We start from the raw sequence: 25,009 nt of genomic DNA on the forward strand, positions 1-25,009 counted from the left end.
AGAGTCAACATGTTGAAAAATCAAGTTGCAATAATCACCGGGGCTTCCCGTGGTATCGGGAAGGAAGTCGCTCGTCAATTAGCAGAAAAAGATGTAAAACTCGCGATACTTGGAAGTTCTCAGGACATCCATGAAACAGCGGAAGAGCTGAAGCAGGAAGGTTATTTGAACGTACAGTCCTTTATCGCTGATATAAGCAAAGAAAATGATGTGGAACGTGTAGTTGAAGCTACGAAAAAGGCCTATGGGAAAGTTGATATTCTTATTAATAATGCTGGTATCGGGGCTTTCAAAAAAGTGGAAGATGTCACGGTAGAGGAATGGAATAAAACATTTGCCATCAACGTCCAAGGGGTGTTCCTTGCCACAAAAGCAGTGCTTCCAATCATGAAGAAAAATCAATTTGGTACCATTATTACCGTAGCTTCGGATGTATCCAGGTATACGATTCCAGAAGCGGGGTCGCTTTATACGTCCACGAAATATGCCGTCCAAGGCTTTATGGGCGCAGTCGCTCAGGAAGTCCGTGAATATGGCATAAGGGTAGGAACAATCAACCCGGGAATGGTCGATACTTATTTTGCCAACAGTAAACAGGGTCTTCCAGAAAAAGAAGAATGGCTGAAGGTGGAAAATATCGCTGAATCAATCGTTTATATGGCAGGTGTTCCTAAACATATGCTGATTGACGAACTGCATTTGCATCCACTAACGCAAACCTATCCAAGGCCATAGGTTTTTAGCCGTTTAAAAAATATAAAAGTTGAAAAGCAGCCATAGCGGCTGCTTTTTTTAAACCATCATAGCCGGAACTGTAGTAGCCATGGCATGATCGATATAGGAAAGTAAACTTTCATGAGACTCAAGCACTTGCTGTTCAGTAGAGGGATAATGAAAAGCGTGAAGAAACACTTCAATTTTTTTGGATAAAAATTGATCCTGCGTCCTCACCATCAAAATCAGCAAGTCATCCCATTGACCCCAGAGCGTAAAATACAACGCTTTATCATAGTCAGTGCAATACATCTTGTCGCCCCTTTCTAAAGCGAAGGGTTATCTTTATTATGTCCGCAGGACGTTTAAGTCTTCCTGTCGATTGGTACTAAAAATGTCAACACTTGACGGAATGAAACAGGTTTATCGACAGAAAATAAGGGTAATCCATTGAAAGGAGCACTTCTATGACCAGTCATAATGGCAGCAAAGGAAGTAAGAACCAAAGTTCACCGCGACGAACAGGTAAATTGCCGGGTGGGAAGATGAATGAAGAATTCGGGAAAGAAATCACTTCCGGCGACCAGAATAAAGGGAAAGAGTATCGTTCAAAAAAAGGTCCCAAAGCCAAAAAGACTCATAATAAGTAACGATGGGTGCTCCGGTATTTTCTTCCGGGGCAACCGTCTTTACATAAAGAAAAATATGGTATAATCATTTTTGAATGATGTTGAGAGGAGCGGGGGTTCAGTCATGGAAATGGAAAGAGCAAAACAACTACTAATTGGCACGGATAGGAAAGAACAGCTATTTTTGTCCAATATATGGACGATTGCGGCATTCGGTCTCTTTTTGCTGTTCACCTTCACGGTAGCCGGGACAGATACTGCTTTACGTGTAATGGTCATCCTTACTGAAGTGATTGGGGTTCTGGCAATCGCTGCAGCAATTTTCGGCATAGTCCAGTTATCAGGAGAACAACAATGGCTTTCGATTGCTAATGTCTCCTTTTTGAGTGTATGGGTGATCTTTGCAATCGGCTACGAAATCGGACTTAGTGAACCGATGAGTAATTATTGGATCTTATTTATTACATATTATATTTTCTTTATCGCATCACTTGTATTCATCCGCTTAGCTTACACAAGAATAACCAGTGTGTATAAAATAGTTCCACCTGTTTTTATGTTTTTGAATGCATTGTTGACTGTATATATGGTTTTCCTGAACATGTGGTGGGCACTGACATCTTAACCTCAGATGAAGGCTTTTGCCTTCATCTTTTTTGAAGTATAAAGTACTAAGGTTTTCTCCATAAGTTCATGGCGACAAGCCAAGTTTTCTAATAAAAAATTTAATCGTTTATTCTTGGTAATTATGTGCTTTCCGTGCATAAACCTCCTCTTTTTTGGAAGGATAATCTACGACAAAGATTACATGCTAACCAAAAGAAGGAGGAAGTGTAAAAATGAGAATAAAAACAATTGCTCTCAGCTTTCTTGCGACAACTGCTTTAGTAGCCTGCCAGGCTGATCCGGAAGAAGGAGCATTAAACGATGACAATCTTAATGGTCCGGAGAATGTAGGTTTTGAAAGAAATGTAGATGAAATGGCTGACGGTGATGATCGCGATAACGGTAACAAGCGTAATACTAATTATGAAGTGGCCGAACAAGCAGCAAAGACCATAACAGATCAAGTAGAAGGTGTCGATCGTGCCAACGTATTGACGACGCGTAATAACGCTTATGTCGCGGTAGTGATAGATGGTAAAGATAAAGGGGATAAAAATGGCATGAACAATGCTGCGAACGGTAATAACAACGATTTAGGGAATCAGATGAATAATGCCAATGGGGTACGTGATAATGGCAATGATAATAATGGTATGGACGTCGGCAGAAACGAAGACGGGGACGTCAGTGATGAAATGAAAAAGAAAATCGCCGATATTGTCAAAAACCAAAATGAAGATATCGATAATGTGTATGTCTCTTCAAACCCTGACTTTGTCGACTTGACTACAAACTATGCTAATGATGTTGATAGAGGAGAACCAGTTGAAGGATTCTTCCGTCAATTTGGTGAAATGGTCGATCGTATCTTCCCGGATGCAGAATAATCACAACCAGGCTGTTGCCAGAAACAGCCTGGTTTATATTTTGCCAATAATAGGTTATCCAGCTACGCATTCTGTGCAGAAAAAAGTGCAGAATAATGGGTAGGGGAGGTGACCAAAATGGCACAAGATGTGTTATGTGAAGTAAATAACTGTGTTTATTATAAAGAGGGAAACCGGTGTGGCGCATCAGAAATATATGTCGTGAGTCATGCTGGGAGTACGGCAGAAGACAGTAAAGAAACAGACTGTAAAACGTTTGAACCGAACCATTAAATAAAGCAGTGCCCCAAGATGGGCGCTGTTTTTAAAATTTACTATTACATATATAAGCATATACCTTATAAGACCATTTAAGGTGGAGGTGGACGAATGGAAAAAAAGATAGTATAGGTTGAGCGTGGGCAAATGTGTTGAAACTGCCTGGAGATAAAACACGACTGACGATTTATTCGGCTTTTATGTGCGAACCGAATGCTGTGTATGCGAATTTGTTGAGATTAGTCAGCCGGCAATCAGGATAAGAAACACGTAAACCGGGGACTTGGTCCACGTTTTTTCCAAAATAAAATTTCAAGTTGCGGGTTTTTCGAGACCATGTTTGGAAAATTCCCAGCTTGGTTAATAGGTATAATGGAAGGAATTATGCTTCATAAGCAAAAGGTTACATCATTTGGGTATACTATCATATAACGAATGAACTGTTAGGAGGAATAACAAAAATGGCTCATAAAGCGATCATTTTAGGAACAGGGCCGGCGGGGTTGACGGCCGCTGTCTATTTAGCGAGAGCAAACATGGAACCACTTGTCATCGAAGGCCCGGAACCAGGTGGACAATTGACATTGACGACAGAAGTAGAAAACTATCCAGGATTTCCAGATGGCATCATGGGACCCGAACTTATGGATAATATGAAAAAACAGGCCCAGCGTTTCGGTGCGACATTTGAACGGGGCTGGGTGACAGAGGTCGATACATCAAACCGGCCTTTCAAGGTCTCCGTAGATGGTCTTGGAGAGCTCGAAGCAGATGCCCTGATTGTTTCTACAGGCGCTTCAGCCAAGCTGCTTGGCATTCCGGGAGAGAAAGAAAACATGGGGAAAGGGGTCAGCACTTGTGCAACCTGTGATGGATTCTTTTTCCGGGATAAAAAAGTATTGATTGTCGGTGGCGGTGATTCCGCGATGGAAGAGTCCAACTTCCTGACCAAATTTGCAAGTGAAGTTAACATCGTCCACCGTCGTCACGAACTGCGAGCTTCAAAAATCATGCAGGACCGTGCGAAGAACAACGATAAAATTACTTGGACTCTTAATAAAACGCCAGTTGAAGTACTTTCTGATGGGATGAAAGTTTCCGGTCTTAAAGTGAAGGATAATGATTCTGGTGAAGAGGAAATTATTGAAGCAGATGGGATTTTCATTGCCATTGGCCATAACCCAAATACGAAATTTCTCAAGGGACAAGTCGATACAGATGAAAACGGATATATCCAGGTGACTCCTGGTACAACAAATACCAATATCCCTGGCCTATTCGCTTGTGGCGATGTCCAGGACAATAAATATCGCCAGGCAATTACGGCCGCAGGAACAGGCTGTATGGCAGCCATGGATGCCGAGAAGTATCTGGAAGGTGAAGTGACGATCGACTGGAGTCAAAACTTATCTTCGTAATAACCAAAAGCGTGCAGAATCAATCTGCACGCTTTTATGGTGTTTATTTTTTTAATGTTTCGTCCATACGGAAAGCAGTAATGAGACCTGCCAGGAACGGCATAAATGCAACCAGTGCGATAGACCAGCTGACACCAAGCATATCGGCGATGAGTCCGGCTAATAATGCCCCGAAAGCATAGCCGCTGTCACGCCAAAAGCGATAAACTCCCATCGAAGTAGCCCGCCAGTCAGGATGAGCGACATCACTGATTGATGCCATGATTGTCGGATATACCATCGCTGTGCCGATCCCTAACAGGAGTGCTCCTAACAGCCATAAAGGGTGACTATTGACCATCAATATGAGCCATAGGGACACAGCCTGGAGCCACATACCCGTAGTTATCAGCCATTTTCGACCGATACGGTCGCTTAACACACCAGTGAATAACTGGAAGAATCCCCAGGCTGCTGGATAAACAGCTACGACCGTTCCAATTTGCCCGACGGATAAACCGCCAGATGCAAAAAATATCGGAAATAACCCCCACGCCATTCCGTCTTTCAAGTTTGTAGTGAGACCCGCAAAACTGCTGCTTGCCAGGTTTTTATTTTTCCAGGTCGTACGGTTGAATACTTCTTTTGTCGAGAGCGCGTCCGTCATTTGTTGCGTTTCACTTTTAGCCTGGACTTTTAAATGTTTATCTGTATTCTTGGAAAATAGAGATAGAATGAACCCGATGATCACGGTAACGATTCCTATAAAAAAAGGTTCTGGACTTAATGAATAGCTGGAAGCTACATACCCTGAAACTGCTGCCATCAATGCAACACCGATATATCCGGCGAACTCGTTGAAACCGACCGCCAATCCGCGCTGTGTCGGCTTGGCCAGATCCACTTTCATATTTACCGTCATCGACCAGGTTAATGCCTGATTAATTCCAAGTAGAACGTTGGCAAAAATAATGACCCACCAGGCATGTGCAAAAATGACGAGCAAGGGGACAGCTAAACCGATTCCCCACCCAAGCAGGAGGACGTATTTTCTTCCAATCCGATCAGCCAGTCCTCCAGCAAAGAAATTGACGATCGCTTTAGAAAAACCGAAACTCACAATGAAGGAAAGAGCGGCACTCGTAGAGGCCAGACCAAATTGTTCTTCGCCGATTATCGGCAGAATTGTCCTTTCCAGTCCAACCATCGAACCGACAAAAAAGTTGATTAGAACGAGTAAGGAAAATTGTACGATATTTTCTTTTACACCGACTTGTATTTTATTTAACGATCCTTCCATATCCACTCACCTCAAAAATAGCATGCTGCTTTCATTAATGATTATGATTCGCCTGGTATTGCTGCCATTCATGGAAACCTGCTTCTAAGCGGGCTGCTTGATACCCTTGTTCCTTAAGAAATTCGACGGCCTGGGTAGCATATACACAATAAGGGCCTCGGCAGTAAGCGATAATTTCTTTATTTTTCGGCAGTTTCTTTAAATGTTCATGCAATTCCCCGACAGGTATCGATAGCGCCCCGTCTATATGTCCACTTGAAAATTCTGTATGGGGTCTTACATCTATCAGAACATGGCTGTCCTCTGCCTTAAGGTCGACCCAATCCTCCAGTGCAATGGTTTCTAATTGATCTCCTTTTACAATAACATCCTCGCGTAAGTGATTAATTTCAGGAATTTGATCTTCGGCAATAGATTTAATAGAAAATAATACAGCTACCACCCTGTGGCTGGCCAGGTGATAAATGACATAATTTTTATTTTTTTGGTAATCAACCAGGCGGGCGTCGAGCAATGTTTGTAAATGTTTGGACGTATTAGCCATGGTCATATTACTCTCCTGCGCCAGTGTTTCTACTGATTTAGGAGATTGTGAAAGTAAATCTAACAATTCAAATCGTTTGGGGCTTGATAAGACTTTTCCCACCCGGGCGAATTCACCATATACACGGTCTTTAAATGTTCTGGCATCCAAAGGATACACCTCCAAACTATTCAACCATTCAGTTGAATAGTAGCATGCGGCCTTATTTTTTGTAAATGTGTAAAGTTTATTCCTTGCTCATCATTCTTCCTAGAAACTCATACATTAGAGTAATACTCAATAAGGGGGAGAACTAATTGAGATCTGAGGACCAACAGCAGCTGAATAAAGCAATTAGCGAAATTACTGAAATCGCAGAAGGGTTTGGACTGGATTTTTACCCGATGCGTTATGAAATTTGTCCTGCTGATATTATCTATACATTTGGTGCTTATGGGATGCCGACACGTTTTTCCCATTGGAGCTTTGGAAAGCAGTATCATAAAATGAAGCTGCAATATGACTTAGGCTTAAGCAAGATTTATGAGCTTGTGATCAATTCCAATCCGTGTTATGCATTTTTGTTGAATTCCAACAGTCTGATTCAAAATAAACTTATTGTTGCCCATGTGCTTGCCCACTGCGACTTTTTTAAAAACAATGTGCGGTTTCAGAATACCAACAGAGACATGGTAGAAAGCATGTCAGCAACTGCTGAGCGTATTTCTGCTTATGAGCATAAATATGGCAAGCAGGAAGTGGAAGATTTCCTGAATGCCATCTTAGCAATTCAGGAACACATTGATCCCTCCTTGGTGCGTCCTAAGTTAGAGTGGACATGGCAGGATGTCGAAGAGGTAGATGAAGATGAAGAGCCAGCTCCTAAACCTACTGCTTATGATGATTTATGGAAGCTTGCAGACGAGCCGAAAGAAGAAACACCAGTAAAAAGGAAAAAGAAGTTTCCTCCGAGACCTGAAAAAGATTTACTATTATTTATCGAGCAGTACAGCCGTGAATTGGAACCTTGGCAGCGCGATATATTGACTATGATGAGACAGGAAATGCTTTACTTCTGGCCGCAGTTGGAAACGAAAATCATGAATGAGGGTTGGGCTTCGTACTGGCACGCGCGAATCTTAAGGGAAATGGACCTTACGAGTGATGAATCGGTAGAGTTTGCAAAGTTGAATGCAGGAGTGGTTCAGCCATCCCGAACACAGATCAACCCATACTATCTGGGCTTGAAAATTTTTGAGAACATAGAGGAAACCTACAATAATCCGACAGAGGAAATGAAAAAGCATGGGGTAGAGCCAGGTTCAGGTCGGGAGAAGATATTTGAAGTCCGTGAAATAGAGTCGGATATTTCGTTCATCCGTAACTATTTGACAAAGGATTTGTGCCGTCAGGAAGATCTGTATCTTTTCCAGAAGCAGGGGAAGGACTACAAGATATCTGATAAAGATTACCAGGCCGTTCGAGATCAGCTGGTCACGATGCGAGTGAACGGCGGCTTTCCATACATTACGGTCAACGACGGTGACTTTCTGAAAAATGGAGAGCTGTATCTCAAACACCATTATGAAGATGTCGAGTTGGATCTTGAATATTTGGAACGGACCCTCCCGTATATTTATCAGCTATGGGGGCGCCCTGTTCACATGGAAACGGTGGTCGAAAAGAAAGAAGTATTGTTCAGTTACAGTGGCAAGAAGGTGCAGAAAAAGTTTTTATAACAAAATGGATGATCCTGGCGGTTCTTTTCCGTCAGGATTTTTTTATGAAAGACAAAATAAGGTATACTAAATAATTATAAGTTTTGAACGAGGGTGGATCGTTGATGTATAAAAATCTGATAGCAATCGGAGTTGGTGGGGCATTGGGGACACTCTGCCGTTATTTTATTAATCTCCAGACCATGTCAACCGGCCTCCCGATAGGTACGGTCATAGAAAATCTTTTTGGCAGTATGCTGCTCGGTCTGTTTACGGGATGGGTTTTACATAGAAATCCAAGACAATGGGTGAGTGCTGGTATCGGTGTCGGGTTTTGCGGCGGGTTTACAACGATGTCTACCCTGGCAGCGGATACGATATCTCTTAGCAGCCAGTTATCCTTAACAGCGTCTTTGATCTATTTGGTAGTCTCATTGTTCGGAGGAGTAGTGCTTGCTTTTGGCGGGTTAGTACTGGGAGCAAAGTGGAGTGAAAGTACTGGGAAATAAGGTGGAATGAAAGATGAATGTGTTTATAGTAGCTACAGGTGGTGCGTTCGGGGCAATGGCCAGGTACCTGCTTGGTTTGGTCATCATGAACCGAATTACGGATCCTCCAATACCCATAGCCATGCTGATTGTAAACATTCTTGGATCATTCGGTCTGGGGCTGTTCTTTGGTCTGTTTTATGGTGCCATTCCTGGAAGTGCTTATCAAGATCCATTATTCTTATCTGTGGGAATAGGGTTTTTCGGGGCCTTTACTACTTTTTCTACGTTCAGTGTAGAATTGGTCCAGCTGGTACAGAAGCAATATTACGGCAAAGCTTGCGTCTATCTTAGTATATCTGTCCTCGGAAGCATTGCGGCATTTTTATTGGGACTGTTTGCAGGAAGATAACGGGACTTGATTATTTTTAAGGCCCTGATTAATTTTTTCTTGCTAAAATAAAAATTGTTCCTTATTGTATGGTGTATGACAATAAATATCGTAATCCATTACCTTGGGAAAGTCGTGAGTAGCTATGAAATTAAAACACCATAAAATGAAAAGTCTGGATCGAATACATCGATTCACATCCGCACAACTGATCGTTTTATATTATATATCAGCTGTTATCATCGCTACAGTCTTACTTAGTTTGCCATTCACCCATCGTCCTGGGGTGGAATTGACATTTGTTGATACGTTGTTTACTGCTATCAGTGCCATCAGTGTTACTGGTCTTACAGTAGTTTCAACAGCAGATACGTTCAGCGTTCCCGGCTACTTTATCTTGATGTTCATCCTCCAGTTCGGAGGCATTGGGATTATGACGCTGGGTACCTTCATCTGGCTGCTATTCGGCAAACGTATCGGCCTGCGGGAAAGACAACTGATTATGACAGACCAGAATCAATCCACGCTATCAGGTTTGGTTCAATTAATGAAACAAATATTAAGTCTTATCTTAGTCATAGAATTTATCGGCTTTTTAGTATTAGGTACTTATTTTTTGCAATATTTCCCTACCTGGCAGGAAGCCTATTTACAGGGAGCGTTTGCAGCTGTGAGTGCAACAACGAATGCGGGATTTGATATCACCGGCAGTTCTCTTGTACCATTCGCGGATGACTATTTTGTACAGTTTATAAATATTTTATTACTCATTCTTGGAGCAATCGGTTTTCCAGTGTTAATTGAAGTTAAGGAGTTTCTGACTTATAAAGGGGATAATTATCGATTTTCACTTTACACTAAGCTGACTACTTCTACTTTTTTCTTGTTGGTAGCGGCGGGGACCATTTTTCTATTGGTCTTCGAACAAAATAATTTCCTTGCGGATAAGTCGTGGCATGAAAGTTTTTTCTATTCCCTTTTTCAATCAGTTACGACTAGAAATGGGGGACTCGCTACCATGGATGTCATTGAATTTACAACAGGCACATTATTAGGTGTTTCCATGCTAATGTTTATTGGTGCTTCTCCCAGCAGTGTAGGTGGTGGTGTACGTACCACAACATTTGCGATTGCCGTTTTGAGTTTATACGTATTTGCAAGAGGGAAGTCGACAATTAAAATTTTCGATAGAGAAATTGAGCAGACTGATGTGATACGTTCTTATATAGTCATTATGACTGCCTCACTGATTTGTGCATTTGCAGTAATCACTATGGCCATGATCGAAGATTCATTTACTTTGACGGAAATAATTTTTGAAGTATGCTCAGCTTTTGGAACAACCGGACTTTCTATGGGAATTACTCCGGAGCTGAGTACCGGTGGTAAATCAGTGATCATGCTTCTGATGTTTATTGGAAGAATCGGGATTTTCTCTTTACTATTTATCATAAGAGGAAAAGAAATCAAAGAAAATTATCACTATCCGAAAGAGCGAGTCATAATTGGCTGATTCACGAGAAAGCTATCCCGGAAGTTCTCATTAGGACTAACCGGGATTTTATTTAAAACGTGGTTACATTATAAGGATATAGTCCAGGAGAAAAGCATGTTGTAAATGGGAGGCATACAGAGAGGGAGCAAAAGGTCAGGAAATAAAAAGAACAGTTGGTATTTCACCAACTGTTCTTTTTATTAGTTTATTCAGTAACTTCGATAGAATTAAGACCGCCAACAGCTGGCTCTTCTCCGGCAAGGTCAGTTGTGTTATTACTACCAAAACCTAACGCAAAAACTGCTGCCAAAGCTAGCACACTCAAGATTTTAGTGAATTTTTTCATTTGTTCCACTCCTTTACTTTAATATTTTTAAAGCTTTCTGATAATAGATGCTTGAAACTTTATAATTCGCTTTCTGGAAATGATAGTTTCCAAGAGAGCGGAAAGCCCTATAAAGAAGATCATTTTCGCTTTGTTTCTCATAATATTCTATAGCTGAATCTAACTCTTTTAAATATTCTTCGGTATCTAAAAACTTCAAGATAAAGTCGGTGAATAAAATAGTAATATACGCCGGATGTTGATTAGTTGCATTATTTTCATGTAATGTCTTATATAATTGGAGACCTTTTTCTCTCTCTTCCTTGATAATATAGATTTCAATCAAAGCTCTATAGGCACTCCACAAGGGAGTTCGTCCTTCTTCCAGATCAATCTCAATCGATTTTTGAAGGAATTCCTCGGCTTCTGAATACTTTTTTAAATCAATATTAATTAATCCCTTATTGTGATAAATAAGTGTTAGTAAATCTTTATATTCATACTTAGTAGCAGTGATCAAAGCTTGTTTTAAATATTGCAATGCTTCTTCATGTTGTCCTATTTTCATATGTTGAGCTGCCAATAAGTTATTGGTTTTACATAGTAAAATTTCATATTTCTTCGTATATTCAAACATGAACTTGGCTTTTAAACCAAACTGTATTGCCTTACTATGTAACTCGAGTTTTCCGTATAATAAGGCGATATTATAGATAACAGCAGCTTTCATTGGTCCCTGTTCGACTGAATCTACAAACATTTCCATGTAATAGGTACTTTCTTTGATCATATTTTCCGAGAACATTTTCAACGCCATCATATAGTTGAAACTTTCTCTTACCAGCTTCGGATAAGAACGCAATTCTGTTTCATCGATATAATGAATGATGAAGTTTTCGTATAGGTCGATGGCTTTTTTAGTATCATTGATTTTGTAATAATAAGCGCACTTCAAACATAAATAAGTGGCTTCCAGGCTGATCGGTGATAAATATTCGAAGTAGTTCTCTTCGATAACATCGATCACTTCTTTAGCCTTGTCCGGGTGCAGGACAATATTGGAAAGAAGCAGGCGTAGAATATATTCTGCGTCTTCATCCCGTGTTTCATAATTGGTCAAAAAACCTGGGCATACTTCGAACTTCCGTTCTAAAGCTTGTAACACATGCGGCCTGGGGGGATAATTGCCCTCTTCTATTTTAGCCAGGTAACTGGAAGATGTAATAGTGTCTGCGGTTTGCTTTAAAGTTAGCTTCCGGTTATTTCTCATGATTTGAATGCGATTCCCGATGTGCATAATCAGACCCCATTGTGTGTTTATTCCAAAGACTCAGACAGTGAGTCTTGATTATTTTCATATTATACCAAAAGTGGAAAAAAGGAAATATGTCTCACTGTTTTTGTGAGAATACTATCATAGAAAACAGGTAAATATACCTATTAGTTGTTGCTTTTTCCTTATTACATGCTTCTGAATTACATCTTTTTCAAGGTTAATTTATCTAGTAATACCATAAAATAATGATGGGTAAAAAGTTATCCTTTTCAAATGTTCTGAATATGCTATAATAATTTAACAAATTTGAAGAGGGTAAGGAGCGATTTTCATGGATCAGCTGAGAGAAAACCATCATCATGAATCAATAAATGAAAATCCGTTCCTTTTTATTGTGAGAGTATAGGCGTATTCGTCCTTGCTCTCTTTTTTTACGATGAACTTTTAGAGAAATGTTTGGTTAATGCCGTTAGGAGGAAAAAGGATGAGATACCGTCGGGTTTTAGTGAAAATCAGTGGTGGAGCGCTCGGGGGAGACAATAATGAAAATTTTGATCATACCCATTTAGAGCATATCTCCAATGAAATATTGTCCCTTGTAGAAGCCGGAATTGAAGTAGCAATTGTAGTTGGTGGTGGGAATATTTTTCGGGGAAGGACTGCTGAAGCCTGGGGAATCGACCGGGTAGAGGCGGATAATATCGGCACGATGGGAACTGTTATCAATAGCCTCATGTTACGTGGTGTATTAAAAAGTAAAACAGAGAGGGAAGTCAGAGTGATGACTTCTGTGCCGATTTCCGCTGTAGCTGAACCATACATCCGACTGAAGGCGATGCATCATTTGGAAAAAGGATACTTGATCATCTGTGCAGGCGGCAATGGCCAACCGTTTGTGACAACAGATTATCCGGCTGTTCAGCGTGCAGTAGAATTGGAATGTGATGCTATTCTGGTAGCGAAACAAGGAGTGGACGGAGTCTTCACTGCAGATCCAAATAAACATAAACACGCCCAAATGTATACATTATTGAATTATGATGATATTCTGATCAAAAACATTCAAGTGATGGACCAGACTGCCTTATTGCTGGCGAGAGACCACAAGCTTCCAGTCCATATATTTAACTTCGACTATCCTGGCATGATGCAAAAATTATGTGCAGGGATGGATGTCGGCACCATGGTTTCGAACCAGCCTTCCACACTGAAGGAAGACGCATGATTTTAACTCAATAAAAAAGTGACTTATAGGAAGAATATTAGTAACATAGTGATTGACTGTAAAGGAGAGATCGTTCATGGCAATCAAACCGATCATTTTGTCAGATAAGGAATTTTTGAATCATGAAGAATTGCACTATCCCTTCGAAGAAAGAGGATTGCAGTTCGGTGACGGGGTTTATGAAGTAATCCGTGTATACGATGGCAATTATTATCTAATGGAAGAACACATCGACCGGTTATTTCGTTCTGTTGAAGCAATAAAAATCAGGATACCTTTCACAAAAAAAGAGCTGAAAGATTTATTACACCAGTTGTTAGAAAAAAACAAGGTGGATCAAGATGCCAAGGTTTACTTACAAATTACGAGAGGTTCAGCTGCCAGGGATCATGCATTCCCGGTGGATGTGAAGCCTAATTTTTATGCTTATGCCCAAGAGCTTTCAAGAAACTTGCCAGTGATGTGGAATGGTGGATCGGTGATCTCCCATTCAGACCATCGCTGGGACTGGTGTTATATTAAGAGCTTGAATCTGCTGCCGAATGTTCTTGCCAAGCAGGAAGCGAAAGAGAATGGAAGTATAGAAGCGATCCTTCATAAAGATGGTGTGGTAACGGAAGGCAGTTCTTCAAATGCTTATCTCGTGCGAGACGGGAAAGTTTTTACCCATCCCGCTAAAAAGAATATCCTGCATGGGTGTGTCCGCATGAGGGTAGAGCAGTTCTGCGATGATCTGGGCATCCCATTTATGGAAGAAGCGTTCCGGGTCGAAGATATTCAATATGCTGATGAGATGTTCATTACCAGCAGTACGACTGAGGTAACCCCAGTCACGCATTTCGATGGTAAAAAGATTGCAAATGGCACCCCGGGTGAGGTTACTAGAAAGCTTCAATTTGCCTACGAGAAAGATGCTGGGATTCCAACAGCAAAATCACTTTTTGAAAGTGTGGAAAAGCAAAACGCATAATCGTGCTTAAACTATAAACGTTATAGGATACAGGCTATTTTGCCTGTATCTTTTTTTGTCTTTATTAATTGAATAAAAGGCGGCCATACTATCCATGGCTGTTTATTTTGTGTACGATGAAGGAAAGGAGGCTAACACGATGAAAAAAGTCCGTTTAGAATTTACACCAGATCAATACCAGAAGCTTGTAGAAACCCTGTTCTTAGGGGGATGGGTATCGAATACAACACATCAGGATTTAGATGAGGACTTTGAAGCGCTTCGTGACCATGTGTACCACTATTACAAAGAAGCTGGTATGGAAGGGTTGATTGAGGAAAACCAGGAAATTGGTTATAAGGATTTGAATGTTGACTATGAGTCGACATTGCTTTCCCGATACATCGAACCGTATGATGAACAAGTGTTTTGGGAAAAGCTGGCTGAAAAATTATCTGACCGTGAGCTGGTTAATATGGAAGGGCCTATTTCCGTTCCACTTAATGAAGCTCAAATCTTAAAGAAGCTTGCTCTTGAAGAAGAGATTGAAGAAGATTTACACATAAACGGTTTACAGCATGTAAAGTGGGAGCGAAAGTGACTGTTTTATTTTAATGAACTCCCACTTTCCTTTTTCTTTGTCCGTTTCTTCTTTATTAAAGCTCCTGTCAGTAGTAAAACCGGTAGAATAAATCCATGCATTGTTGCATAAGGAAGCCAGGTAGTACTGACGAAACTTTCAAAATAAGCGACATCAGGGTAGGCGATGATTGAAAGTACTACCATGCCCATTCCTAATGGTAATAGTAAAATGCGGTAATCATCGATTTTTAAAAATTGAGCGATTCCTAAACTTGAAGCATAATAAAGGATGACCAGTTTGAAGAAAATAGTCAGCATCCATACGATAGCCACGATAATTTCTACTCCTTCTAAGAATCCTGCAACGTTTATTTTAGTTGCCAGCTCATAGATAGGATATTCATTCAAAGCAGTAAGATCACTGCCTAACACTAGAATGCTGAACAAGGTTAGCAGTGTCAAAAAGCCACACCCAATTAACAATCCGATCAACCATGCATGTTTGGCTTTGTGTTTTTCTTTAACGTGAGGGTAGATCATCAAAAATATGATCATTTCCAGTAACGGAGTACTTATGATAGTTAAAGAAGTGTTTGAAATGGACTGTAAACCAGCCCCAAACATTGGTTTAAGGTTGTTAATGTCGAGTTGTGGGGTAAGCGAAAGAAATAGGAAAACCAATAATAGAATCATCCAGGTGATGAACATTTCTGCGGAACGTCCAATCGTCTCGATGCCCAGACCAGCTCCCATGATTACGACTAATAGGAAAAGGATATGAGTAAATTGTAAAGGCGTTTGATCCATCATCTGTGTAGTCATGAAATCCCCAATATTCCTCAATACTAAAGCGGCAAGGATATAAATGAAAACCAAGTGAAAAAAGCTGATGATTCGCCCGAACCAATTTCCGAAAATATCAATCGCTGCTTCCACAAAAGTTTTATTACCAATTGTGACGCCGATCTTGTGATATAAAAGCACCAATAACACTCCGATTCCAGTGCCTGCAATAGCCGACATCCAACCATCCTGTTTTGCTCCAGCAGCTAGTGGACCAGGAATGATAAGAATGGAACTTCCTATTATGAAAAGTATCACCAAATACATGAACTGGCGTGGGCTGATTGTGTTATTTTCCATCTTCATTCATCCTCACTTGTTATCATTGGTACAACATATTTTGCAGCCAGGTATTTACGGGGGCATAAAAAGCTTGAATAAGGTCCAATGGATTAGACGGTTCTTTGCCCATACTTTCAATTAAGCTGACAAAAGTAGCTGCTGTCAGAAAAAAACAAAAATAACCTAACTCTTTCGTTTTCTTTTCTCTTTTTAGCTTGGGTGCTTCGATTAAAAAAATAGCAGCTGCTACTAGCAGCACGCCAAGAATCGGCCACATTGAAATCATCTACCCTTCCTTTTGTACAGGTTGTACATTGGTACCTTTTCTTCTAATATTGACTTTCGTATTAATTTTCACTTCTGTATCGACAAAATGAGCATCCCAGTCTTTCTCAACTTTCTTCCAGTAATTCGGTGCTTTCCGACTTACTGCATTTCCAAATCCGAAAATATCACTTTCATATACTTCTTGTGCCGCTTTAATGGAAGCCTGAATTTTATCTTTAATGTCACCTTCAGTTTTTTGGGCTATCATTTGAAGGGTTTCCGGTTTACTTAAGTCAATCTGACATTCTACTTCTCCTACATTCCCTTCTGCTTCTATATCAACAGATATAACAGGTTTTCCTTTCTTCATTTTCGCATCCATGGATGCGTTTGTCCGTAATAGCTCCACTCCGATTCTTCCGCTTCCTTCCTCTTTACAAGGAAAATTGATCAACGTGCTTTTTACGTTACCTGCGATATAATTGTAGCCTTTACTCTCAGCTTCGTTCAGCCACCCGAGCATCCGGTCATCTTTAAACACGCTAAGGTGGTCTATCTCTAAACGGGTAGGTGCATCGAGGTATTCGATATTTTTTATGGAATTACCTATATCTTCTTTACCTTTCATCAGTATTCCAGTCATGACGGGACTTTTCCCTGTACTTCTTATGTCTGAAATGACTTGGTCAATATAGACACCCTCCGTAGCAGCCCAGTTTTCTTGCGCAGCCGTCAGCGTCTCCATAATTTTATTTGCTGGAATTTTTTCATACGGGGTAATGACACTAAGAATATCTTCAACGCTTGCGTTTTTTGCTATGGTCATAAAAAAGCTGGTGCGGAATTCCGGGTCTCTATATAATAAGTCCAACGCAGGGAGAACTCCTTCTTCAGCCAAAGACTGGCCTATGACTACTAAGCGCAGCTGTGAAACATAAATTTTTCTTGGTGCTGTCTTCGTCATTTTTCGAAATGCCTCAAAAAGTGTTTCTCCTTCCGCTTTATAGAGGGTGACTGGAGGGCGTGTAGTTGCCTTTTCTGCCGCAATTTCAGAGGGGTTGATTATTTGTACCGTCAAAGCGTAGGTTTCCTCTTCCGTTTTATCCATCCCTAAAGCCACTGCAATTCCAAGTTCATCAAGTTCCCGGCTGCTCCAACAGCCTGACAAAAATACAAGACAAGCGAACATGATAAGGATCAGTCTGCTTTTATTCCATAAATACCACATCCCCTTCATTTTGAGCCCCCCTTCGATTGGTTTCGGCCATTCGTCCGTTTTTCGTTTTTATGAGAAGTAGCAGAAGGTCTGGATAGCAACCCCCAGTGAGGAAAGCGTACCAGTACATCTTTTTGGTCTTTAGGAACCAGTGGAGCGAATGGCGACATGTAAGGTACGCCAAAAGATTGCAAACTGCACAGATGAAGTACCAGGGCAATCAAACCGAGGATAATTCCATACAACCCAAAAGTAGCTGCCAGTATCATCAGGGAGAATCGCAGCATCCTGACAGGAATCGCCATATTATAGGATGGGAAAACAAAACTGCTGATGGCAGTTATGGCGACGACGATGACCATTGCCGGAGATACAAGACCAGCCTGCACCGCTGATTCTCCTAATACGAGCGCCCCCACAATCGAGACGGCAGAACCGACAGCTTTCGGCAGTCTTACACCGGCTTCACGAAGGATTTCGAAAGTTGCTTCCATAAGTACAGCTTCGACAAAAGCCGGGAAAGGGACACCTTCCCGTTGGGCCGCCAAGTTGATCAATAAAGGAGCCGGAATCATTTCCTGGTGAAACGTTGTGATTGCAATATATAAAGATGGCATAAATAAAGCGATGACAAATGAAAATAGTCGTAACAACCGGATGAATGTCCCGATATCATAACGTTGGTAGTAATCCTCACTGGACTGCATGAAGTTGACGAATAGCGCAGGGACTAACAGGACATTAGGAGTGCCATCTGTAATGATGGCTACCTTTCCTTCTAAAAGTCCCCCGGCTATCGAATCCGGTCGTTCCGTATAATAGACTTTAGGAAAGGGAGAATAAGGTGGATCTTCAATGAATTCCTCAATATATCCACTTTCCAGCACTCCGTCGATGTCTATCTTATCCAAACGGGCATGCAGCTCTTTCACGACACTTTCATCTGCAGTCCCCTCGATATAGAGAACTGCGACATCGGTGACGGTCATATTTCCTATTTTCTTCGCGTCAATGCGTAGGTTCGGGTCTTTAATCTTTCTACGCACAAGCGCTGTGTTCGTCCGAAGTGTCTCTGTGAAAGATTCTTTAGGTCCACGAATGACACTTTCCGAGGTGGTCTCCTGGACGCCCCTGTCCTTCCAGCCCTTTGTGCTTGCGGATAATGCCTGCGTTTCCTTATCCACAAGTACCAGGGTCTCGCCGGATAATAGTCTCAGCAGCAAGTCATCAAGTTTATTTGTTTCTGTGATTTCTCCTATTGGCAGAGCTGAGTTTTTTATCTCTTCATAGACATGTGCAAGGGAAATCTTTTCCGGAGGCACCTCAACCATCATGACTTCCAATATGAAATCCTGCACAGAAGTTTTATCTACAAGGCCATCGATATAAAGGACCGCTCCTTTGAGGTTATTGCTGTTATTCAATGTCATGCGCCGTATCACCAAATCAGAAGCGTCACCTAAAATCTTTTTAATCACAGTCAAGTTGACTTCTAAACTCCCGTCTATCAGTTTTGACAGGGTGGAGTCCAGTTGGATATCATCAATAGTAGTTTTTTTCTTGCCACGTCTCATGGTGCTTGCCCCTTTTATAGATGCTTTACGTATTAGCTTGCACACCTGGGGGGGATTTATGAATACAGTAGCACGAATAACAAAAATAGTAGAACAGCAGCATTTTTCCCAATTGACTGAAAAAATTTACAAGTAAGCGATTGCTCAATATCAGTTTGAATTTGGAGTCATTTATAGTAAAATATATTTGCTGCATTAGAATCACCATAACAGCTATCCACGCAACATCATCCACAAAAGGGAAGTCGATGAAATGTTTGAATATTTCATCAATTTCTGCTAACATTATTTTACTGGACAACTTTAAAAAATGAGGGGGCTTATTTATGAGAAGAAAAAATTGGATGTTAACATTCGCTATGTTGTTAACGCTTTCGCTGTTCCTTGCTGCATGTGGCGGCGGTACTGCCGATAGCGGAGAAGAAGGAGGAAATGAAGGTGGCGGCGGTGAAGGCGGCACTACCTTCCTGAATATTCTTACAGGTGGATCGCAAGGTACATATTATCCACTTGGCGGAAGCTTTGCTACTATCATCAATTCGAATGTAGATGGAGCCGAGGCTAACGCGGTTTCGACGGGTGCTTCTGTTGAAAACATGAAGAAACTTCGTGATGGTGACGGTGAACTTGCATTCACCCAAACAGACATCGCTTCCTATGCAGCTAATGGAGAAGTAATGTTTGATAAGGCAATTGAAGGTGTTCAGGCTATCGGAACGTTATACCCTGAAACCATTCAGATCGTAACTACGAAAGATTCAGGAATTGAAACAGTAGAGGATTTGAAAGGGAAAGTAGTTTCTGTTGGTGCACCTGGTTCAGGTACGTATGCCAATGCTAAAAATATCCTTGAAATCCATGGCATTACTATGGAAGATATTGAAAAACGTGACCTTGAATTCGGTGATTCAACTTCTGGTATTCAGGACGGTTCCATTGATGCGGCATTCATCACTTCCGGAACTCCTACCGGAGCGGTAGAAAGTCTTGCAGCTACTACAGATGTTAATATCGTCAAGTTCGGAGACGGTAAAATTCAGGAATTGATCGATAAGGTCCCATTCTATTCCAAGGACACTATCGCTAAAGGCACATATGGACTTGAAGAGAAGGTTGATACTGTCGCCGTGTCAGCAATGCTTGTCACGACTTCTGATATGAGTGAAGATCTTGTTTACAATATCACAAAATCCATTTTTGAAAACACAGATCAAATCACTCATAGTAAAGGTGAAGTGATTACAGCAGAGTCTGCTCTTAAAGGTGTAGGAATTGATGTCCATCCTGGAGCTCAAAAGTATTTTGATGAGGTTGGCGTTTCTGCAGAATAATAAGAAGCCTGACAGAATTATTTTGGCTTGTGATAGACCGATGTCATATCGGTCTATCTTTTCTTGTTGTCTAGGAAATTATAAAATTTTCTATTTGTGGATACCTGTACACGGTGAGCCACATCCAGCTCCAGCGCCTACCCCCTCGAGGTCTTAAGTCAATCCTCTTTGTGACAGAGAACGTCACGCCGAGGCTTGTCTTAAGCTTGTCGGGGGTGAGCAAGGCGCTTGCGCTTTTGTTCTGAGAAAGGGTTATTAAATGGAGAGATTAGCACAAAAGAGAGTAGTCGTGGCTGTCCTTGCAGGTTTGACTTTTTTATCTGCAGCTTTGGTATGGTTATTTTATCCATACCAATATGTTCTTGCGCTCCACACACAAGATAAAGGCAAACCTTCGCTATTCCTTCCGGTGGAGGAAGGTGACCATTTTCAAATCAAGTTTACGCACTCCATTCATTTAAGCGATGTCATCGAAGAATACGAAATAAAAAATAAAAAGCTTATCCCGGTTCAGTTAATATACGAGGATACAGCAGTAGGTATGCCTTCGAATGCCGGTGAGGGAGAAACATTCGAGGTGAAAAATGGAAAGTATTATATAACAGGGTTAAAGGGAGAGCATAAGTCCATCAATCTTTCTGTCGGACAGGTAAAAGCGAAGCATACGATCTTGTTTAAGGATCGTTCTTACCTTCTTAAGGAATATGTAGGTGGTGGTACAATAGTCCGTATTCAACCCCTCTATATAAACAACTGGGAACTTTTGAGAGGAGTGAATTTGCATGAGTAAGAAAGATCAATCACTATCTGTAGAAAAACAACAGGAGATCATGCAGAAATACGATCCTGAATCTTCTGTACGAGAACTGACTGGACTCTTAGCTAAGGTCGTATTTTTCATCTTATTAGCATTTTCTATCTATCAGTTATATACAACCACCATCTATCCATTGCCAGCGCAAATCCATCGCTCTGTGCACGTTGGATTCGGTTTGGTATTGATATTTTTGTTATTCCCTGCATCTCAGAAAAACCGGATCAAAGGGAAGATAGCATGGTATGATCTTGTGTTAGCCGTGCTGGGGTTTTGTGTCGGTGCTTATTGGCCGTTATTCTACGAAGAAATAATTATGCGAGCCGGAGATATGAGTACACTGGACTTTTATATTGGTATATTAGCCGTCATCCTGGTTTTAGAAGCGACTCGGCGTGCTGTTGGCTTGCCGATTACAATCATTGCGGCACTGTTTTTGGTTTACGCCTATTGGGGACGGCAGATGCCGGGATTTTTGATTCACCGCGGCGTTGATCTGGATAGTCTTGTACAATCCATGTTTTTTACGACGGAAGGTATTCTCGGTACACCGATTGCTGTATCATCCACATTTATATTCCTGTTCTTATTATTCGGTTCTTTCTTAGTAAAAACAGGTGTCGGGCAATATTTTAATGATCTGGCAGTGACACTTGCTGGTAAACGGACTGGTGGACCTGCGAAAGTAGCGATTTTTTCAAGTGCTCTTCAAGGGACGATTAGCGGAAGTTCGGTTGCCAACGTTGTTACGTCCGGTTCGTTTACGATTCCGATGATGAAACGATTGGGTTATCGCCGTGAATTCGCCGGTGGTGTAGAGGCCGCGGCTTCCACAGGCGGTCAGTTGATGCCTCCAATCATGGGCGCGGCAGCATTCCTGATGATCGAATTTATCGGGATAGATTACTGGAGCATCGCTAAAGCAGCGGCGATTCCGGCCTTATTGTATTTTACTGGGGTATGGATTATGACTCACTTTGAAGCGAAACGTACGGGTTTGAGCGGATTATCAGATGAGGAAATGCCGAATCGAAAAGAAGTCTTCAAAAAAATCTACCTGCTATTACCGATTGTTGCAATCGTTTTCTATCTAAGCAGCGGGCTCAGCGTCATGCGTGCAGCTATTTATGGAATTCTTACTACCATTCTTGTCGGTCTGATGAGAGAAGAAAAGTTCCGGAAAATATACCCGATTGTATTTGGGGTAGTCGCTGTAGGTATGGGTGTTTATGGGTCGATAACCGGTGGTTTCTCCGTCACGACTGCTCTTGTTTCAGCTACAATCGCGACAATTCTTGTCAGCTATATCTTTGATGGCAACTTCAAAGATACCATTGACGCATTGGTTGATGGCGCTCGTACTGCCCTTGGTGTGGTAGCTGCTACTGCTGCGGCTGGTATCATTGTCGGGGTTGTTACAAAGACAGGTCTTGGCTTGAAGCTTGCTAACAGTTTGGTATCGCTGGCAAATGGAGAAGTACTTTTAACGCTGTTCTTTACGATGCTGGCAGCGATCATCCTTGGTATGGGTTCACCGACAACAGCAAACTATATCATTACCTCTACAATTGCAGCACCTGCTCTAATCCTGCTGGGTATTGCTGATTTGCCAGCGCACATGTTTGTCTTCTACTTTGGTATAGTAGCTGATATTACACCACCAGTTGCACTTGCAGCGTTTGCAGCATCTGGTGTGGCGAGCTCTGAACCGATCAGAACAGGGGTGAACGCAGCGAAACTTGCCATTGCTGCTTTTATCATCCCGTACATGTTCGTGCTGGAGCCGAGGTTATTGATGATTGATACGACCGTCTTAGAGTTGATCTGGATCGTGTTCACAGCGGTCTGTGGCATGCTGGCCATCGGTGCCGGCTTGATTGGCTACTGGTTCCGTAAGCTTATGTGGTTTGAGCGAATCATCGCCTTGGCTGGAGGGCTGACTCTGATATACCCTGGTGGTTATTCAGATATCATTGGTCTATCTGTGTTCGCAGTGGTTCTGGGGATGCAATTCCTTCTTAAACGGGATACACTTGGTGTACCGGTTGAAAGAGGCAGGAAAAAAGCGGAATCTTGATATTTGTGCATACCGTCTATTAAGGGCCAATTTAAAAAGCGACCTGTCCAAGCAGGTCGCTTTTGTTCTTTCTAAAGCATTTTTTCTTTTTGATGGATGCCCCATAGTTTAATGATAGGGCGCAATAGGACATAAAAAAATTGAATGACCGGTCCGGTAGATAAGGCGACGATCAATGTTCCAATACCTACTGGTGCGCCAAGCAGGTAACCGATTAAGGCAAGACCGGATTCTGCGAAAATTCGCACAGAACTTTTAGACTGATTTGTCTTTTTATTAACGATCATCATAAAATGATCCAACGGGATCCGTGGGAAAGGTGTCCGCAGGTAAAGTGCGATACCAGCACCCATCGCGAGTAAACCTAGTGTAAAAATAAGCCATTGTGTCCACCAGACGTCGTACCCGGACTCAGGCAGCATGTTGTAAAGAAACATATCTAACGTCCAGCCACGGACGACAATCGGGAGGATGGACTCATATACAGGCCTTTTCTTTTCGATCCAGGCATTGATAAGTAATAAAATGATGAAGCTGATAATCAATACAGTACCCACAGAAACAGGCAGGTGCATCGACACACCAACAGCTACACTGTCCCCGGGCCCAACACCTAAGCCTGACTTGATGATCATGGCCAGACCCAGACTGGATAGTACAATTCCTGCCAGATAAAGCAGGAAAAGAATCAAATGTCTCATAATCCAGGCTCCTTATGCTAAAACAGTAAATGACGCTTTAATAATCATATACTTCCGCTATATCTCTGTAAAGTTCGAAGTGCAGCTGTTTTTATTTTGTAGTAAAAGGGAACTATTATTTATAGATAAGGAAAAGGCAGGTGGCAGTGATATGCAGTATGCAATTGTAACAGGAGAATCAAGAGGATTAGGAGAAGCTATTGCTCAAGACTTCATTGAATATGGTGTTGATGTCATAGGTATTTCACGCTCGGGCAGTAAAGAGCTGAAGAAGTTTTCGGAACGGGAAAAGGCGGATTATCACCATATGGCATGTGATTTAAGTGATAGTACCGAGGCAGAACAATGTTTTGAAAAAATAGCAGATGAATTTTTCACTGAAGAAACCTATCACATTTATCTGATCAATAATGCCGGCATGATCGAGCCGATCGAAACGGTCGGTAACCTGGAGACGGAGCAAGTCACCAAGCATGTGCAGGTCAATCTGGTAGCTCCGGTCGTGTTGACCAACAATCTGCTTTCCTATGCGGATAATCATGAAGTGGAATTGACGATAGTGAATATCACCTCTGGCGCTGCAGAAAAATCCACCCCTGGCTGGAGTACGTATAATAGCACCAAGGCAGCCATAAATCGGTTCACCGCGACCGTTGCAGCAGAGCTGGAGAATCAGGAAAAAGATCATCATATTCTGGCCTTTAGCCCAGGGGTGATGGATACCGATATGCAGGACGTTATCCGTTCTGCTTCTAAAGAGGCCTTTCAGGATGTCGGGAAGTTCAGGAAGCTGAAAGAGGAAGGGCAGCTGCGGGGGCCAGACACCGTATCAGCTGTGTTGATGGATCTTTTGAATAAACCGAACGAAATAGAAAATGGAAAAGTTTATAAACTATATGATTTAATCCAGGAGTAGTTGGAGCGGAACGATAGTAATATAAAACTTTATCGGAAAATATAAAGGTTGAGCAAAAATACTGACCCCAAAAAAGATAGGTTCCGTAATCTGAATATCGTTAAGTGGGCTGGGGAATGACGAGACTCCAGCGGGAAAAGTATGTCAAGCCCCCACAGGGCGTATGCCCGAGGAGGCTTGCCGTCTTACCCGCGGAAAGCGAGTTGTTTCCCAGCCCCTTATTCT

Annotated in this window: 27 protein-coding genes; 17 read left to right on the plus strand and 10 right to left on the minus strand. The window is 41.7% G+C overall.

Going from position 1 to position 25,009, the window contains the following annotated elements:
* The first annotated feature begins 9 nt into the window (after positions 1-9).
* Positions 10-735, plus strand: a complete 726-nt coding sequence (locus P855_RS0101235; protein ID WP_028781888.1) for an SDR family oxidoreductase — start codon at positions 10-12, stop codon at positions 733-735.
* Between the two features lie 57 nt (positions 736-792).
* Here the strand turns inward: P855_RS0101235 and P855_RS0101240 are convergent, their stop codons facing one another.
* Positions 793-1,026 carry a YhdB family protein gene (locus P855_RS0101240; protein WP_028781889.1) on the minus strand — a complete coding sequence of 78 codons (234 nt, stop codon included), beginning with the start codon at positions 1,024-1,026 and terminating at the stop codon, positions 793-795.
* Positions 1,027-1,181: 155 nt separating this feature from the next.
* On the opposite strand from P855_RS0101240, the gene P855_RS0101245 reads away from it, so the two are divergent.
* The 5 genes from P855_RS0101245 to trxB all read left to right on the plus strand — a co-directional run bounded on the left by P855_RS0101245 (position 1,182) and on the right by trxB (position 4,512).
* The gene (locus P855_RS0101245) at positions 1,182-1,364 is read left to right on the plus strand and encodes a hypothetical protein (protein ID WP_028781890.1); all 183 of its coding nucleotides are present in this window, start codon (positions 1,182-1,184) and stop codon (positions 1,362-1,364) included.
* A 103-nt stretch (positions 1,365-1,467) separates the two neighbouring features.
* Entirely contained in the window at positions 1,468-1,968 is a 501-nt protein-coding gene (locus P855_RS0101250; protein WP_028781891.1) for a hypothetical protein, read from the plus strand.
* Between the two features lie 214 nt (positions 1,969-2,182).
* Positions 2,183-2,836, plus strand: a complete 654-nt coding sequence (locus tag P855_RS0101260) for a YhcN/YlaJ family sporulation lipoprotein (protein WP_028781892.1) — start codon at positions 2,183-2,185, stop codon at positions 2,834-2,836.
* A gap of 117 nt (positions 2,837-2,953) precedes the next feature.
* Positions 2,954-3,109: a DUF1540 domain-containing protein gene (locus P855_RS21655; RefSeq protein WP_084315597.1), complete on the plus strand. Its 156-nt coding sequence runs from the start codon at positions 2,954-2,956 to the stop codon at positions 3,107-3,109.
* 446 nt (positions 3,110-3,555) lie between these two features.
* Entirely contained in the window at positions 3,556-4,512 is a 957-nt protein-coding gene (trxB, locus tag P855_RS0101270) for a thioredoxin-disulfide reductase (RefSeq protein ID WP_028781893.1), read from the plus strand.
* Positions 4,513-4,555: 43 nt separating this feature from the next.
* Here trxB and P855_RS0101275 read toward each other — a convergent pair whose 3' ends face one another.
* Together P855_RS0101275 and P855_RS0101280 are read right to left on the minus strand one after the other, a co-directional pair.
* The gene (locus tag P855_RS0101275; RefSeq protein ID WP_028781894.1) at positions 4,556-5,791 is read right to left on the minus strand and encodes an MFS transporter; all 1,236 of its coding nucleotides are present in this window, start codon (positions 5,789-5,791) and stop codon (positions 4,556-4,558) included.
* 34 nt (positions 5,792-5,825) lie between these two features.
* Positions 5,826-6,485: a metalloregulator ArsR/SmtB family transcription factor gene (locus P855_RS0101280; protein WP_028781895.1), complete on the minus strand. Its 660-nt coding sequence runs from the start codon at positions 6,483-6,485 to the stop codon at positions 5,826-5,828.
* A gap of 146 nt (positions 6,486-6,631) precedes the next feature.
* On the opposite strand from P855_RS0101280, the gene P855_RS0101285 reads away from it, so the two are divergent.
* From P855_RS0101285 to P855_RS0101300, 4 genes are all read left to right on the plus strand, one after another.
* Entirely contained in the window at positions 6,632-8,053 is a 1,422-nt protein-coding gene (locus P855_RS0101285; RefSeq protein ID WP_028781896.1) for a SpoVR family protein, read from the plus strand.
* Between the two features lie 104 nt (positions 8,054-8,157).
* The gene (locus P855_RS0101290) at positions 8,158-8,541 is read left to right on the plus strand and encodes a fluoride efflux transporter FluC (RefSeq protein WP_028781897.1); all 384 of its coding nucleotides are present in this window, start codon (positions 8,158-8,160) and stop codon (positions 8,539-8,541) included.
* 13 nt (positions 8,542-8,554) lie between these two features.
* Positions 8,555-8,932, plus strand: coding sequence for a fluoride efflux transporter CrcB (crcB, locus tag P855_RS0101295; RefSeq protein ID WP_028781898.1), 378 nt, complete (start codon positions 8,555-8,557; stop codon positions 8,930-8,932).
* Positions 8,933-9,077: 145 nt separating this feature from the next.
* Complete coding sequence (locus P855_RS0101300; protein ID WP_028781899.1) at positions 9,078-10,424, plus strand: TrkH family potassium uptake protein; 1,347 nt, start codon at positions 9,078-9,080, stop codon at positions 10,422-10,424.
* A gap of 187 nt (positions 10,425-10,611) precedes the next feature.
* Here the strand turns inward: P855_RS0101300 and P855_RS22195 are convergent, their stop codons facing one another.
* Both P855_RS22195 and P855_RS0101310 read right to left on the minus strand, forming a co-directional pair.
* Complete coding sequence (locus P855_RS22195; RefSeq protein ID WP_161628797.1) at positions 10,612-10,752, minus strand: hypothetical protein; 141 nt, start codon at positions 10,750-10,752, stop codon at positions 10,612-10,614.
* 13 nt (positions 10,753-10,765) lie between these two features.
* Entirely contained in the window at positions 10,766-12,028 is a 1,263-nt protein-coding gene (locus P855_RS0101310) for a helix-turn-helix domain-containing protein (RefSeq protein WP_028781900.1), read from the minus strand.
* A 463-nt stretch (positions 12,029-12,491) separates the two neighbouring features.
* Between P855_RS0101310 and pyrH the strand changes: the two genes are divergently transcribed.
* The 3 genes from pyrH to P855_RS0101325 all read left to right on the plus strand — a co-directional run bounded on the left by pyrH (position 12,492) and on the right by P855_RS0101325 (position 14,782).
* Positions 12,492-13,232, plus strand: coding sequence for a UMP kinase (gene pyrH, locus P855_RS0101315; RefSeq protein ID WP_028781901.1), 741 nt, complete (start codon positions 12,492-12,494; stop codon positions 13,230-13,232).
* Between the two features lie 76 nt (positions 13,233-13,308).
* Positions 13,309-14,202 carry a D-amino-acid transaminase gene (gene dat / locus P855_RS0101320; protein WP_028781902.1) on the plus strand — a complete coding sequence of 298 codons (894 nt, stop codon included), beginning with the start codon at positions 13,309-13,311 and terminating at the stop codon, positions 14,200-14,202.
* 139 nt (positions 14,203-14,341) lie between these two features.
* The gene (locus P855_RS0101325) at positions 14,342-14,782 is read left to right on the plus strand and encodes a hypothetical protein (protein ID WP_028781903.1); all 441 of its coding nucleotides are present in this window, start codon (positions 14,342-14,344) and stop codon (positions 14,780-14,782) included.
* Between the two features lie 5 nt (positions 14,783-14,787).
* On the opposite strand, the gene P855_RS0101330 is transcribed toward P855_RS0101325, so the two are convergent.
* Genes P855_RS0101330 through P855_RS0101345 form a run of 4 tightly spaced genes read right to left on the minus strand, consistent with a single transcriptional unit; the run spans position 14,788 to position 18,945 of the window.
* Complete coding sequence (locus P855_RS0101330; RefSeq protein ID WP_051353033.1) at positions 14,788-15,906, minus strand: GerAB/ArcD/ProY family transporter; 1,119 nt, start codon at positions 15,904-15,906, stop codon at positions 14,788-14,790.
* Between the two features lie 22 nt (positions 15,907-15,928).
* A complete protein-coding gene (locus P855_RS20210; protein ID WP_051353034.1) occupies positions 15,929-16,174 on the minus strand; it encodes a hypothetical protein in 246 nt (81 codons plus the stop codon).
* The gene (locus tag P855_RS0101340) at positions 16,175-17,392 is read right to left on the minus strand and encodes a Ger(x)C family spore germination protein (RefSeq protein ID WP_051353035.1); all 1,218 of its coding nucleotides are present in this window, start codon (positions 17,390-17,392) and stop codon (positions 16,175-16,177) included.
* A complete protein-coding gene (locus tag P855_RS0101345) occupies positions 17,389-18,945 on the minus strand; it encodes a spore germination protein (protein WP_028781906.1) in 1,557 nt (518 codons plus the stop codon). The genes P855_RS0101340 and P855_RS0101345 overlap by 4 nt, the downstream gene beginning before the upstream one ends.
* A 326-nt stretch (positions 18,946-19,271) precedes the next feature.
* Here P855_RS0101345 and P855_RS0101350 point away from each other — a divergent pair, with 326 nt between their 5' ends.
* The 3 genes from P855_RS0101350 (at position 19,272) to P855_RS0101360 (ending at position 23,167) form a co-directional block, all read left to right on the plus strand.
* Positions 19,272-20,276, plus strand: coding sequence for a TAXI family TRAP transporter solute-binding subunit (locus P855_RS0101350; RefSeq protein ID WP_028781907.1), 1,005 nt, complete (start codon positions 19,272-19,274; stop codon positions 20,274-20,276).
* A 259-nt stretch (positions 20,277-20,535) separates the two neighbouring features.
* On the plus strand, positions 20,536-21,066 hold the full coding sequence (locus P855_RS0101355; RefSeq protein WP_028781908.1) for a DUF1850 domain-containing protein: 531 nt from the start codon (positions 20,536-20,538) through the stop codon (positions 21,064-21,066).
* On the plus strand, positions 21,059-23,167 hold the full coding sequence (locus P855_RS0101360; protein WP_028781909.1) for a TRAP transporter permease: 2,109 nt from the start codon (positions 21,059-21,061) through the stop codon (positions 23,165-23,167). The genes P855_RS0101355 and P855_RS0101360 overlap by 8 nt, the downstream gene beginning before the upstream one ends.
* Before the next feature lie 71 nt (positions 23,168-23,238).
* Here the strand turns inward: P855_RS0101360 and P855_RS0101365 are convergent, their stop codons facing one another.
* The gene (locus P855_RS0101365; RefSeq protein ID WP_028781910.1) at positions 23,239-23,868 is read right to left on the minus strand and encodes a YczE/YyaS/YitT family protein; all 630 of its coding nucleotides are present in this window, start codon (positions 23,866-23,868) and stop codon (positions 23,239-23,241) included.
* A 151-nt stretch (positions 23,869-24,019) separates the two neighbouring features.
* Here P855_RS0101365 and P855_RS0101370 point away from each other — a divergent pair, with 151 nt between their 5' ends.
* Entirely contained in the window at positions 24,020-24,784 is a 765-nt protein-coding gene (locus tag P855_RS0101370; protein ID WP_028781911.1) for a (S)-benzoin forming benzil reductase, read from the plus strand.
* The last annotated feature ends 225 nt before the right edge of the window (positions 24,785-25,009 follow it).

Source organism: Thalassobacillus devorans MSP14, from assembly GCF_000496835.1.
GTDB classification, from domain to species: Bacteria; Bacillota; Bacilli; order Bacillales; family Halobacillaceae; genus Thalassobacillus; species Thalassobacillus devorans_B.